Raw genomic sequence first — 12,337 nt, 5'->3', positions numbered from 1 at the left:
CATGGAGACCTGGTGGGCACTCCTTGGCCCTGTCGCTCAGGACGCGCGGTCGAAGGGAAGTATCTGCGCGGCCGGCAGCAGGCGCTGGCGCAGCAGGTCGAGCGGGCGGTGGTATGCCATGTCATGGCGCGTGTTGCGGCCCAGCGCGGGGTGCTTGAACAGGCCGTTCCAGTCGCGCGCGGTGGCTTCGGGCAGGGAGCGGTCGCTGTGTTCCAGCGTCATCCACAGCTCGAACTTGCGCTGGTTGAGCGAGGAAACCAGGCTGCGGTCGCGGGTAGCGGCGAAGGCGAAGCCGGCGTTGAAGCCGTGCAGCTCCGCATCCACGCCCGGCCCACGCAGGCCGTGATGCTCGGCGATGGCAGCGAACTGCAGCAGCGCGCGCTCGTGCAGCACGCGCAGGTTCGCCGCGTTGCCCGGCAGCGCCAGCAGCGCGCCGGTGGCGGCGTTGAGCAGCACCACGAACGGCTGCCGGCGCCAGACCTCGATGTCCGCATACCACTCGCCCAGCGGGTTCGCCCCGGGCGCGGGTTCCGCTGGCTTGGCCGGCTGCTTCAGGCGCTTGAGCAGCTTGGCGGTGCAGCGCAGTACGGTCATGCCACGCGCACCTGGCCGTTCATCAGCAGGGGGAGGAGCCAGTCGCGGAGTTGGGTGAGTTCGCGATTTTGCCGGACATTGTTCTCGATCTTGCTCGCGATTCCATCGAACAGTTTCTGATAGCCGTCTGCAACCGACGATGACTTTCCCGGAATCGCGACGCCGTAGTTACGCATCACCTTCCAGTCTGCGCGGGGCATTTTCGAGCCGGTGCTTGACGCTGTAGCAGTTTCCACGAAGCGATCCGAAAAAATAGTTTCTAGCGCAAAGGCAGCTAGCCCGCGTTGCCGCGGCCGCATAACGATGGCATCCGTGGATACGATGCCCTCCATCATGGCCAGCGCCACCTTGTGGAAATACGGCCGAATCTTGCCGAACAGAATATCGCCCTTGCGGAATGTGATTTTGTTGCTAGTTGCCCTGTCGGCGGTTGCCCAGGCTGACAGCACAATGCTTTTTCTCGCGATGTGCTCAAGTCCGATGTACGGCGTCGTGGTGTCGAAAGCATTTGGGGTAACGCCGTCTTTGACCTCCTCGACAAGGCGACTCAAAGGAGCAGCCTCCCACCCCGCCGGAATCTCGCGCTTGAGGGTGTCGTTCCAGACCATCGCGCCGCCGCTGGACTTGTAGGGGCGGCCGTGGGCGTCGGGGAAGTCGAACTGCACGAACCAGTAGTCGTAGATCGTCTTCGCCAGCGCCTCCAGCTCGGCGTTGATGCGGTGGTTGAGGTCGATCTTGGCGTCGAGGGCCGAGAGGATCGCAACAGCGCGGCGCTGTTCAGTCAAATTTCTTTTTGCTACAGCGAGACTGGTGAGTATTGGCATCGTCAGAAACTTTGTCTGCGAACCCTGTGCGCTACCGCGTAGCCCCGTTAGTGCCAATTTCAATGAGTAGTACAGGTAATCGCGCTCAAAACCCGAACGTGGTTCAAGAATGTAAGTTCGCTGATATGCATTGAACTTGCCGTCGTATCGACTAACGTGAAACCTACCTTGAGCGTTGTTGCCAGCAACTAAAATTACGCAGCCGTCGTAAGCGTAGCTATCAATTCTTGACGGCGTTTCAGCACAAGTGAAGAACGGATAGCTTCCGCCATGCACTGCCGCGTTCGCATCGAGCTTGCCTGTCGATATTCGACAAGCTTCGGCGAGAGTCGTTACGTCAGCCAATGCGTAATCCCTCCAGCTGGGAAGCCATGCTCTGCTCCAGCTTCCGTGACTCCGCGAACATTTCTGTCAGGTTCGTCTGATACGCAGCAACCTTTGCAGCAAACTGCTCCTGCGTCAGGTCGCTGTACTCGACCCTCACCTCAAAATACTGCCCCGCGCTCAGCGAATAATTCTTCGCCGCGATCGCCGCGTGATCGACCACCACCGAGAAATCCTCCACCGCCTCGCGGGCGTTGAAGGTGGCCACGATGCGTTGTTCCTCGGCGTGGCTCAGCAGGGTCTTCTGGTTCTTGCCTTCCTTGACCTTCTCACCCAGCGCAGAGGCGTCGATCAGCACCACGCCGTCGCGGTTCGTGGTGTCCAGTGCGGGCCTGTCAAGAAAAAGGATCGACACGTTGGTACCGGTGGTGGCGAAGATGTTGCTGGGCATGGAGACCACGCCGGCGATCATCTGCTCGTCCACCAGCTTCTGGCGGATGCGCAGCTCGATGCCGCTGGCGGCGGTGATGAAACCGGTGGGCACGACCACGGCGGCTTTGCCGCCGGGTTTGAGGCTGGCGATGATGTGCTGGATGAACAAGAGGTAGATCGCCATCTTGTCCTTGGCCTTGTTCGGCACCTTGGGGATGCCGGCGAAGAAGCGCGTGGCGTTGGCGTCGCTCTCCAGGTCGTCGCGGAAATCGGAAAAATCCATCTTGAACGGCGGATTGGAGACGATGTAGTCGAACTGGCGCAGCGACTTTCCGACCTTGTGCACCGGGTGCAGGATGGTGTTGCCCTGGGTGATGTGCGGAATGGAGTGCACCAGCTTGTTGAGCACCAGGTTCAGGCGCAGCAGGCTGGAGGATTTCTGCGAGATATCCTGCGACCAGATGCTGCAATGGTCTTCGCCGATGGCATGGGCCAGCGCCATCAGCAAGGTGCCCGAGCCCGAGGCCGGGTCGTAGCAGGCGGCGTTTTTCACCGTGCCGCGCTGATCCTCGGGCACCAGGATGTCGGCCATGATGGTGGCCACCGCGTGCGGGGTGTAGTACTCGGCGTACTTGCCGCCGTTGTCCTTGTTGTAGTCCTTGATCAGGTATTCGAACAGGGCGGCGTAGAAGTCGTACTTCTGCTCGAACAGGCGCTCGAAGCTCACCCCCACCAGCTTGTTGAACAGCGCACGCACGAAGCCGTCGCGCTTCTCCAGGCTGCCGGTGACGTATTCGCTGAGGCGGTCGAACAGCGGCACCTTCTCGCCGTCGTCGGTCTGCACCGCGAAGATCTCGTTGTTGGCCACGGCGATGGCGATCAGGGTGTCATCCCACAGCCGCGCGAAGCCGGGTTCGCTCTGGCGGTTGAACAGGCTGGGGATCAACTGGTCGACGGTGAGGCGTGGCGTTTCCGCAGGCAGCATGTCTTGCAGGTCTTGCTGCGCCTCTTCGGGCAGTGCCTGCCAACCGACGATCCAGTCATCCACGCCGGCCAGCGCCGGGCAAGCGCGCTTCATCTCGTAGGCGAACTTGTCGCACAGCAGCTTGTACAGGAAGGTCTGCACGATGATCTTGTATTCGTTGCCGTCGTTGCCGAGGCCGGCGCTGGCGCACACGGCCTTGAGGCCGTCGATCAGGTCGCGGGTTTGCTGCTGGTAGCTGGGCGGGTTCATCGGGTCCGGGAATGTCGAAGGTTCGGTTTCAGTGGTAGTCGTCTTCGCGCTGGTGGCGGACGGCGAGGATGGTGAGGGTGTGCTCGTCTTCGATGTCGAACAAGGCGACGTAGCCGGCGCGGCCGAAAGGGATGACCAGCTCGCGCAGGAAGGGGTTGGCGTCGTCCACCTTGCGGCAGGAAAACGGCGTGTCCGCCAGAAACGCGTAGCCGCGCTCGATCGCCGCGCGTGCGCGCAAGGCCGCGGGGTAGTCCACGGGTGCGAGGAAATCCAGCAGGCGTTCGAGATCGTGCTGCGCGGCCTGGCTGATCCGGACCCGGAAACTCACCGGGCGTCAGGCTTGTGCTTGGCGAGAATGGCGTCCAGGCCCGCGAGCGATTCATTGACCGTCAAGTACACGCCTGTGTGCTTGGCGTCTTCCCGCGCGGCCAGGCCGCGGGCGATGAACTCGGCTTGCATGTGGCGGCGATTCACCTCGTCGCGCAGGGACTGTTCCATGAAACTGGACAAGGTCTCGCCCTCGCGCAGCACGGATTCGGCCGCCTGGCGCAGCTCGGGAGCGACACGCAGGGGCGGCAAGGTGGCGGTTTTCATGGTGGCATCCTCTTGCATAGCATTTGCGATGCAACGCTAGCACGGTCAGCGCCGGGCCGCCAGCAAAGGGGACTCATCCCCGCTCGAACGGCAGCCGTCCTTGGGATTCGCCCAGGTATTCGCCCACCAGCAGCCGCTGGATCAGGCGGCGGGTATCGGCATCCGGCTCGGGCGGTTTGTCCTGGAAGTGACGCATCACGATGGGCATCACGCTGCGCTCGAAAAACGCCGGGTTGCCCAGCAGTTCGCGGTTGCCCAGCACCGCGCCGTCCATGTCGCGCTTGATGCCGACCAGCGCAGCGTGCAGGCGGGTCTGGTTGTCGCCCAGGCGGTGCGAATCCAGCAGGCGCTTGTGCACGCGCATCAGCTTGCCGTCGCCGCCGTAACGGGCGGCCAGGTTGGCGTTGGCCTGGTTGAGTGCGCGGGCGTGCTGTTCGATGTCGCGCAGCGCAGTGATGTTCGCCTGCATCTCCTGCTGGCTCACTTCGCTGAGTTTCTTGGCCTTGAACAGGCGCTCCAGTTCGTCCTTGAGGCTGATCCACGCCGGGTCCTGCGGGTCTTGGGTGGAAGCCAGGGTTTCGCGGGTGCGGCGCAGGATGTCCTTCAGCTCGTCGGCCAGCTTCAGTTCTGCCTCGCCGATTTTCTCGAACTTGAAGATCACGTCCTCCAGCGCCTGGTTGAGCAGGCCGGTGGTGTCATCGGCATGTTCCAGCTGGTGCTTGAGATTGAGCGCGGCCAGCGCGTTCTGCGCCTCGATGTGCAGCTGGCGCAGCTTGCGGAAGTCGAGCAGGCCGGCGAGTTCCCCGTGGCCGCCGAGGCGGATCAGGTTGTACAGCTCGCGTGCCTGGGTGAGCGCCTTGACGATGGCGAGCAGTTGCCGGCGGTCATGGATCTGGCCGACCTGCTGCGAGAACAGCTCGGCGTCGTCCAGCGAAAAGGCGAACAGTGCCTCGCGGATGGCCTCGACACTGGCGCGGATCTCGGCCTCGCTCATGAACAGCTGGCTGTAGTGCTCGATCTCGTCGCCCAGTTCGGCGGTGAGCTCGTCGTAGTAGTCGCGGTTGGCCTTGTCGAATTCGGCCTGGATGTCGGCGAAGTCCACCACGTAGCCGTAGCGGAACTGGCCGTAGCGGCGGTTGACCCGGGTGAGTGCCTGCAGCAGGTTGTGGTTCTTGATGACGCGGCCGAAGTAGAGTTTCTTGAGCCGCGGCGCGTCGAAGCCGGTGAGCAGCATGTTGTAGACGAACAGCAGGTCGATCCGGCCCTTCTTGTAGGCCTTGACCTGGTCCTCGCGCGACTGCTTGTCGCCTTCGTCGTGCAGGATCAGCGCGGCGCTGAGCGGCTGCCTGGCGTAACGGGCGGCATCCTCGGCCACGCGATCCTGCCGGTAGGCCGCGTCGTTGGCCGGCTCGGCCACGCTGGGCCGTGCCTCCTGCTGCATGAGCTGCTGGAACTGGCGGTGCAGCTCGCGCGCCTGCTCGGCGCTGTCGCAGATCACCATGCCGCCGATGCTGTCGTCGCCGAAGGTGATCCGGGACTGCATGAAGTCACGCAGGATGTAGTCGAGCATGGCGCCGACGAAGTGCTTGTGGGCGTACAGCGCCTTGCGCTCGATGCCGCCCTGTTGCACTTCGATCGCCGCCAGTGCCTGTTGCAGCTGCATCTTGTAGCGGGTGGCGATTTCCTCGCGGATCAGGCGCAGGGTGTAGCCGTCAGCGATGGAAGCGTTGTAGTAGTACTTGTGGATGTAATCGCCGAACAGCGCCTTGGACTGCAGCTGCTCGCCGATCAGCGGCGTGCCGGTGAGGCCGATCTTGATCGCGCTGCGATCGGACTGTTCCAGGTTGGCGAGGAAGCTGCCTTTGGGGTTGTAGCTGCGGTGCACCTCGTCGAGGAAGTACACGCGCTGCACGGCGAGGTTGTAGTCCTGCGCGGCGGCGACGTCCGGATCGTCCTTGAACTTCTGGATGTTGACCACGGTGATCTCGGCGGTGCCACGGTCGTTGCGGGCGGCTCCGCTCTGTTTGATGTCGCGGGCGAACGCGTCGCGGCTGTCGATCACGTGCACGGTGAGGCCGCGCAGGCGGAATTCGTCGCGCGCCTGCCTGAGCAGATCGAGCCGGTCGACGATGAAATAGAAGCGCGGCACCTGGCCGCGCCGCTGGAACCAGTCAGTGAGAAAGTGGACGTTGTAATAGGCAAGCGCGGTCTTGCCGCTGCCCTGGGTGTGCCAGACGATGCCCTTGCGCACGCCCGCCGCAAGACGCTCGGCGATGGCCAGCGTGGCGAACAGCTGCGGGTAGCGCATCACGTGTTTCTGGATGCCCTCTTCCTCGTCCAGCCAGGCGAAGGCGTATTGCAGGACGAAGGCGAGTCGCTGGCGGCTGAACAGCGAGGTGAGCAGGCGGTGGGTCGGCGTGTCGGCGGCCTTGTTGCGCTCGAACTCCGGCGTGCCCCTGATGCTGACCAGGTTGGTGTCGGTGAGGACGAAATTCTCGACGACTCCGTCCAGCGGGCCTACCGAAGGAGCCAGTTCCGCCGCACGTTCCTCGCGGAAGTAGTTGAAGTGCGCTTCGCCGTAGGTGGACGCGGCGTAGAACGCGCCCTGCACCGGATCAACCTGCGTTTCGTCGTACTCCATGTTGTTGGAGAACGCCTGCAGCTGGATCAGGTTGAAGAAGTGGCGGAACTTGCGGTTGGCGTGGCGGCGATCCATGCGCCGGCGCTCCTCGAGCACGCCGCCGGGATTCATGCGCTTCTTCACCTCGATGATGGCCAGCGGCAGGCCATTGACCAGCAGGGTGATGTCAGGGCGGAAGTTGTCCTCGCCGTTCTCGAACGGCAGTTCGGTGACGGCGTGCCAGCTGTTGTTGTCGAGGTTGTCGAAGTCGATCAGGCGTACACCCGAGCGTGCGGCGAGGCGCTTGTGGAACGCCTTGCCGAGGTCTTCGTTCTGCAGGTCCAGGCGGATTTCATCGAGCAGGCTGGACAGGTCCTGGCGGTGCAGGTCGGGGTTGATGCGCAGCAGGGCTGCTTCGAGAATCTCTGGAAAAATATTGCTGCGCTCATCGCGACGCGCCTGCTTCAGCGACAGGTAGTCGTAGCCCAGCCGAGACAGATGCAGCAGAGCCGGAATCTTGACTCGCGAATCTTCGTTGAACGTGGTCAAGACCGGTTCCTGCCCTGGGACGGATCGTTGCGATCATCGGTGGAGACGTCGCTGCGGCGTGCGTCCCCGACAGTTTATGCCCCAAGTGCTTCCGTCAGCGCAAACCCCGCGACCCGCATCAGCACTCGATGACGTTGACCGCGAGGCCGCCGCGCGAGGTTTCCTTGTACTTGTCCTTCATGTCGCGGCCGGTGTCGCGCATGGTCTTGATCACCTTGTCGAGGCTGACGCGGTGCTTGCCGTCGCTCTTCAATGCCATGCGGCTGGCGTTGATCGCCTTGACCGAGCCCATCGCGTTGCGTTCGATGCAGGGGATCTGCACGAGGCCGCCGATCGGGTCGCAGGTGAGGCCGAGGTTGTGTTCCATGCCGATCTCGGCGGCGTTCTCCACCTGCAGCACATTGCCGCCGAGCGCGGCGGTGAGGCCGCCGGCGGCCATCGAGCAGGCCACGCCGACTTCGCCCTGGCAGCCGACTTCGGCGCCGGAGATCGAGGCGTTTTCCTTGTACAGGATGCCGATGGCGGCGGCGGTGAGCAGGTAGTCGATGATGCCGTTCTCGTCCGCCTTGGGGCAGAAGCGCAGGTAGTAGTGGCCGACCGCGGGCACGATGCCGGCGGCGCCGTTGGTGGGGGCGGTGACCACGCGGCCGCCGGCGGCGTTTTCCTCGTTCACCGCCAGCGCGTACAGGTTCACCCAGTCGAGGATGGTCAGCGGGTCCTTCAGCGCCGCTTCGGGCTGGTTGCGCAGTTCCTCGGCCATCGCCGGGGCGCGGCGCTGCACGTGCAGGCCGCCGGGCAGGGTGCCGGGCGAGCGCAGGCCGCGGCTCACGCAGTCGGCCATGGCCTTCCAGATGGTGAGCAGGCCGGCGCGCGTTTCCGCCTCGGGGCGCCACACCGACTCGTTGGCCAGCATCACCTGGGCGATGCTGAGGCCGTGTTTCTCGCACAGCGCCAGCAGCTCGTCGCCGGTGGTGAACGGGTAGGGCTGCACGGTGGTGTCGGCGACGATGCGGTCCTCTGCGGCCTCGTCGTTGTTGACCACGAAGCCGCCGCCGACCGAGTAGTAATCGCGGCTGGCCAGTTCGTTGCCGTCAGCGTCGTAGGCGGTGAAGCGCATGCCGTTGGTGTGGAACGGCAGCTTCTGGCGCTTGTTGAACACCAGGTCGACCTTCTCGTCGAAGGCGATCTCGTGCTTGCCCAGCAGGCGGACGCGCCCCGTGCCGCGGATGCGTTCGAGCGTGGCGGGAATCGCGTCGGGGTCGACCGTGTCCGGATGCTGGCCCTCGAAGCCCAGCAGCACCGCCTTGTCGGTGCCGTGGCCGCGGCCGGTCATCGCCAGCGAGCCGTACAGCTCGGCGCGCACGCGGGCCACGCGCTCCAGTACGCCCTTCTCCTCCAGCCAGTGTTCGGCGAAACGCGCGGCGGCGCGCATCGGCCCCACCGTGTGCGAGGAAGACGGCCCGATGCCGATCTTGAACAGGTCGAATACGCTGACGGCCATGGCTGCACTGCTGGGGAAGGAGACGAACCGGTTATTCTACGCGGCACCCTTGTCTTTGGCAGTCCATTCGCAAGCGCATGTCCGACCTGATCCTGTACCAGCGCGACTACTGCCACCTGTGCGATCTCGCGCTGGCCGTGATGGCCGAGGCGCGCGCGCCGGAGTTCGACAGCGTGTGGGTGGACGATGCGGACGAACTGGAGCAGCGCTACGGCACGCGCGTGCCGGTGCTGCGCGATGTCCGCGACGGGCGCGAACTGGATTGGCCGTTCGACGCCGCGGCGGTGCGCGCGTTCCTGGGAAAATGAACTCCCTCCCCTGCGCAGCAGGGGAGGGCCGGGGTGGGGTTCGCTCTTGATCTTGATTGAAGGTCAACAGCCTTACCCCCTCCTGCCCTCCCCCTGCGAGCAGGGGGAGGACATGGAGCTATGCGCGGCGCGACTTCAGCCGCTTGAGGATTTCCTCGCGCGCCTCGCGCAGGATCGAGTCGCGGTCGAGGCCGGCGACGATGTCGGCGACGGCGCGCTTGGCGCCGGCTTCGCCCCAGGACTTGCCGCCGACCAGGTAGCGTTCGGCGGCGCGGCCGATCAGCACGGTGGCGTACCAGCCCAGCGCGCCCTGCGCGGCGGCGGTGACTACGACGGACAGGCCGGCGCTGATGCCCTTCAATGCCGAGGCGACCAGTTGCATGCCCCAGATCGCGCCCATCAGCGCGGCCAGTTGCGCCGAGATCACCGCCACCAGCCGGCCGGATTCGGCGCGGGTCAGCGGCAGGCCGTAGACACGCGACAGCTGCACCACCATCGCCGCGTCCAATCCCGCGGCGGCGAGCAGGTCGGCCACCGGGACCGGGTTCAACGCCACCGCCACGCCCTTGGCCAGGCAGTACTGGCGGATCAGTTTCGCGGCCACCGTCTGGCGCGTCTGCGCGATGCGCGCGCTGACCTGGTCGGTGAGCCGGCCGGCGTACAGCCCGGCGTTGATCGCCGACAGCGTCTTGCCCTCGCGCGCGGCGATCGCCAGCAGGCGTTCGCGCAGGGCGGCGACGTCGGGCATGCGCGCCTGCTCGCGCACCTGTTCGTGGCCGCGTGCGTCGACCTCGACCACCCGCTGCGGCGCGGGCCGCGCCGCCACCGCCAGCACGTCTTCCGCACGTACCAGGCCGGCCACGCGCCGGCGCAGGTGTTCGAGCAGGTCGGCCAGTTCGTCCGGTCCGTAGCGGTCGGCCTTGTTCAGCGCCAGCAGCAGCGGGCGCTGGGTGGCGGCCAGGGTCTTCAATGCGTCGAGCTCCTCGCGGGTGAGGTCGCCGTCGGCGACGAACACCACCAGGTCGCTGACCTCGGCCACCTCGAACGCCAGCCGCTCGCGCGCCTCGCCGTCCAGCTCGTTGATGCCGGGCGTGTCGATCAGCACCAGGCCGCCGTGCTGCGCCTCGTCGAGCATGGCGTGGTCGGCGTCGGTGGTGGTGCCGTGCAGGACGCCCACCGCGAACGCCTCGCGGCCGAGCAGCGCGTTGCCCAGCGCCGACTTGCCGGCGGAGACGCGGCCGAACACGGCGACATGCAATTCACCGCGTTCGAGCTTGTGCAGCATGGCCTCGATGCGCGCGAAGTCGCCGGCCAGTTCGCCGCGCACTGCGGCCGGGATGGTCGGGTCGTCCAGCAGTGCGCGCAGGCTGTCGGCCACCTGCGTCGAACCGGCGGCGTCGCGAGCCGGCGGCACGGCTAAGCGGTGGCCCGGATCAGGCCGGATCCAGCCGCGCAGCCGCCGCCACAGTGTGTCGCGCGCCATCGCGGCGGCTTACTTCGGCGCCAGCTGCAGGTGCGCGGTGACCTTCACCTCGCCGCCGATCACCGAGGTGTCGGCGTAGTCGCCGGTGCCCACGCCGAAGTCCAGCCGCTTCACCGTGCCGGCCACGTCCAGCGTGGCACCGCCGGCCTGCGGCTTGAACGCCACCTCGAGGCTCACCGGTTTGCTCACGCCGCGCAGGGTGAGCGTGCCGTCGGCAATCACCTTGCCGCCGCTGCGGCGGAAGCCGGTGGTGACGAAGTGCGCCTTGGGGAATTTCGCCACGTCGAAGAAATCCGCGCCGGGCAGTGCGGTATCGCGGTCGCTGTCGCCGGTCTTCACGCTGGCCAGGGTCACTTCCACGTCGAACTTCGACGCGGCGAGATTGGCCGGGTCGTAGCGGATCGCGGCGGTCCACTGGCCGAACTGGCCGTCGAACGACTCGCCCTGGAAGGTGTTGCTGAAGCCGAGCGTGCTGGACGCCGGCTGCACCGTGTAGTCGGCGGCCGTGGCGGCGCCGGGCAGCGCGAGCGCCAGCAGGAGGGCAAGACGTTTCATCGGGAGTCTCCTTCGGAAGGATTGCGCCGGCGCAGGCGGGCGAACGGCAGCATCCGGCGCAGCGTGTCGTCGTGGTCGGTCAGGTGATGCTTCAGCGCGCCGCCGACGTGCGCCAGCAGCACCAGCAGCAGCAACCAGAACAGGTACTCGTGCACGCCGTGCGCGAAGTCGCGCCAGGCGTCGTTCTTTGCCGCCAGCGCCGGCAGGTTGAACTGCTTGAACCATTGCAGCGGCTTGCCGGTGACCGAGTTGAACCACCAGCCGCTGAGCGGCAACGCCACGATCAGCACGTACAACGCACCGTGCGCCGCGCGTGCCGCCAGCTGCTGCCAGCGCGGCGCCGGTTCTTCCGGCGGGCGACGGTCGGCCCAGCGCCAGGCGATGCGCAGCAGCGCCAGCGCCAGCACGGTCAGGCCGATCGACTTGTGCAGCGCCAGCCAGTTGATCTTCTGCATCGGCGAATGCGCCAGGTCCATCAGCAGGCCGAACAGGCCGTTGCCGAGGATGCCCAGCGCGATGATCCAGTGGAAGAACTTGGCGACCGAACCCCACTGGCGGTCGTTGCTGCGCAGACTCATGGTGTTTCCTTGCGTGGTGGAACGGCATGATCGTCGCGTATCGCCTCCAGCTCCAGCCACACGCTGACATTGGCGCCGATCGAGTTGGGGTTGGCGGTGATGCCGAAGTCGTTGCGGTCCAGGCTGGCGGTGGCCGAGAAGCCGGCGACCTCGTGCGCTTCGAAGATGGTGCGCGCGGCGCGGTTGAAGGTGAACGCCAGCTCCAGTGGGCGGGTGACGCCGCGCAGGGTCAGCTCGCCGTGCAGCACGCCGTGCCGGTCGTCCGTGCGTTCCACCGCGGTGCTGCGGAAGTGCGCGTAGCGCTGGTTCGCGCAGTCGAGCAGGGCCGGCTTGCACACCGCCCGGTTCCAGTCGGCGTCGCCCATGTCCAGGCTGGCCAGGTCGATGTCCAGTTCGGTCGCCGCCGTGCTCCAGTCGTGGGGGTCGAAGCGCAGCCAGCCGCGCGCGATGTGCAGCCGCCCGAACGGCCGCGAGTAGCCGTTGTGGCTGATGCTGAAGACGACCTGGCTGTGCACCGTGTCATAGCGCCAGCCGATTTCGGCGGCATGCGTCGCGGCCAGCGGCAACAGGATTGCCGCAAGACACCACAGCCAGCGGGTTGAGCGCAGACGGAACATGCCGCGAAGTCTGGCCGATCGGTGGCGGTGCTTCCAGCGTCGGGAGCTGAACGATGGGTTTCCGCGGGCGAGCCAATGGCGGGCGCGGCGCCAGGGACGGAGGCGAGCCGAAGAGCGACCCCAC

At 65.9% G+C, this 12,337-nt stretch carries 12 protein-coding genes; 1 reads left to right on the top strand and 11 read right to left on the bottom strand.

Going from position 1 to position 12,337, the window contains the following annotated elements; all coding sequences use genetic code 11:
• Positions 1-36: 36 nt before the first annotated feature.
• The 7 genes from R5H19_RS14050 to R5H19_RS14020 all read right to left on the bottom strand — a co-directional run bounded on the left by R5H19_RS14050 (position 37) and on the right by R5H19_RS14020 (position 8,672).
• The gene (locus R5H19_RS14050) at positions 37-594 is read right to left on the bottom strand and encodes a hypothetical protein (protein ID WP_318159649.1); all 558 of its coding nucleotides are present in this window, start codon (positions 592-594) and stop codon (positions 37-39) included.
• Positions 591-1,763: a restriction endonuclease subunit S gene (locus tag R5H19_RS14045; RefSeq protein WP_318159648.1), complete on the bottom strand. Its 1,173-nt coding sequence runs from the start codon at positions 1,761-1,763 to the stop codon at positions 591-593. The genes R5H19_RS14050 and R5H19_RS14045 overlap by 4 nt, the downstream gene beginning before the upstream one ends.
• Positions 1,756-3,408: a class I SAM-dependent DNA methyltransferase gene (locus R5H19_RS14040; protein WP_318159647.1), complete on the bottom strand. Its 1,653-nt coding sequence runs from the start codon at positions 3,406-3,408 to the stop codon at positions 1,756-1,758. Before R5H19_RS14040 ends, R5H19_RS14045 begins: the two co-directional genes overlap by 8 nt.
• Before the next feature lie 28 nt (positions 3,409-3,436).
• Positions 3,437-3,736, bottom strand: coding sequence for a type II toxin-antitoxin system RelE/ParE family toxin (locus tag R5H19_RS14035; protein WP_318159646.1), 300 nt, complete (start codon positions 3,734-3,736; stop codon positions 3,437-3,439).
• Positions 3,733-4,002 carry a YlcI/YnfO family protein gene (locus R5H19_RS14030; RefSeq protein ID WP_318159645.1) on the bottom strand — a complete coding sequence of 90 codons (270 nt, stop codon included), beginning with the start codon at positions 4,000-4,002 and terminating at the stop codon, positions 3,733-3,735. Before R5H19_RS14030 ends, R5H19_RS14035 begins: the two co-directional genes overlap by 4 nt.
• Positions 4,003-4,075: 73 nt before the next feature.
• The gene (locus tag R5H19_RS14025; protein WP_318159644.1) at positions 4,076-7,171 is read right to left on the bottom strand and encodes a type I restriction endonuclease; all 3,096 of its coding nucleotides are present in this window, start codon (positions 7,169-7,171) and stop codon (positions 4,076-4,078) included.
• Positions 7,172-7,289: 118 nt separating this feature from the next.
• Positions 7,290-8,672 carry an L-serine ammonia-lyase gene (locus tag R5H19_RS14020; protein ID WP_318159643.1) on the bottom strand — a complete coding sequence of 461 codons (1,383 nt, stop codon included), beginning with the start codon at positions 8,670-8,672 and terminating at the stop codon, positions 7,290-7,292.
• 77 nt (positions 8,673-8,749) lie between these two features.
• Between R5H19_RS14020 and R5H19_RS14015 the strand changes: the two genes are divergently transcribed.
• Positions 8,750-8,980 carry a glutaredoxin family protein gene (locus tag R5H19_RS14015; RefSeq protein WP_318159642.1) on the top strand — a complete coding sequence of 77 codons (231 nt, stop codon included), beginning with the start codon at positions 8,750-8,752 and terminating at the stop codon, positions 8,978-8,980.
• 118 nt (positions 8,981-9,098) lie between these two features.
• On the opposite strand, the gene R5H19_RS14010 is transcribed toward R5H19_RS14015, so the two are convergent.
• From R5H19_RS14010 to R5H19_RS13995, 4 genes are read right to left on the bottom strand one after another with little or no spacing between them, the layout of a single operon-like run.
• Positions 9,099-10,463 carry a GTP-binding protein gene (locus tag R5H19_RS14010; protein WP_318159641.1) on the bottom strand — a complete coding sequence of 455 codons (1,365 nt, stop codon included), beginning with the start codon at positions 10,461-10,463 and terminating at the stop codon, positions 9,099-9,101.
• 9 nt (positions 10,464-10,472) lie between these two features.
• Positions 10,473-11,018, bottom strand: coding sequence for a YceI family protein (locus tag R5H19_RS14005; RefSeq protein ID WP_318159640.1), 546 nt, complete (start codon positions 11,016-11,018; stop codon positions 10,473-10,475).
• Positions 11,015-11,596 carry a cytochrome b gene (locus tag R5H19_RS14000; RefSeq protein WP_318159639.1) on the bottom strand — a complete coding sequence of 194 codons (582 nt, stop codon included), beginning with the start codon at positions 11,594-11,596 and terminating at the stop codon, positions 11,015-11,017. Before R5H19_RS14000 ends, R5H19_RS14005 begins: the two co-directional genes overlap by 4 nt.
• Entirely contained in the window at positions 11,593-12,213 is a 621-nt protein-coding gene (locus R5H19_RS13995; RefSeq protein ID WP_318159638.1) for a YceI family protein, read from the bottom strand. The genes R5H19_RS14000 and R5H19_RS13995 overlap by 4 nt, the downstream gene beginning before the upstream one ends.
• Positions 12,214-12,337: the final 124 nt, after the last annotated feature.

Origin of the sequence: Rhodanobacter sp. KK11, assembly GCF_033345435.1 — a bacterium.
Classification (GTDB): Bacteria; Pseudomonadota; Gammaproteobacteria; order Xanthomonadales; family Rhodanobacteraceae; genus Rhodanobacter.
This window is presented reverse-complemented; position numbering and strand designations above follow the sequence as displayed.

Excerpts from the sequence above, each read along its gene's own strand:
- R5H19_RS14050 (WP_318159649.1), bottom strand. The coding sequence starts at position 594 with ATGACCGTACTGCGCTGCACCGCCAAGCTGCTCAAGCGCCTGAAGCAG.
- R5H19_RS14040 (WP_318159647.1), bottom strand. The coding sequence starts at position 3,408 with ATGAACCCGCCCAGCTACCAGCAGCAAACCCGCGACCTGATCGACGGC.
- R5H19_RS14030 (WP_318159645.1), bottom strand. The coding sequence starts at position 4,002 with ATGAAAACCGCCACCTTGCCGCCCCTGCGTGTCGCTCCCGAGCTGCGC.
- R5H19_RS14020 (WP_318159643.1), bottom strand. The coding sequence starts at position 8,672 with ATGGCCGTCAGCGTATTCGACCTGTTCAAGATCGGCATCGGGCCGTCT.
- R5H19_RS14015 (WP_318159642.1), top strand. The coding sequence starts at position 8,750 with ATGTCCGACCTGATCCTGTACCAGCGCGACTACTGCCACCTGTGCGAT.
- R5H19_RS14010 (WP_318159641.1), bottom strand. The coding sequence starts at position 10,463 with ATGGCGCGCGACACACTGTGGCGGCGGCTGCGCGGCTGGATCCGGCCT.
- R5H19_RS14005 (WP_318159640.1), bottom strand. The coding sequence starts at position 11,018 with ATGAAACGTCTTGCCCTCCTGCTGGCGCTCGCGCTGCCCGGCGCCGCC.
- R5H19_RS14000 (WP_318159639.1), bottom strand. The coding sequence starts at position 11,596 with ATGAGTCTGCGCAGCAACGACCGCCAGTGGGGTTCGGTCGCCAAGTTC.
- R5H19_RS13995 (WP_318159638.1), bottom strand. The coding sequence starts at position 12,213 with ATGTTCCGTCTGCGCTCAACCCGCTGGCTGTGGTGTCTTGCGGCAATC.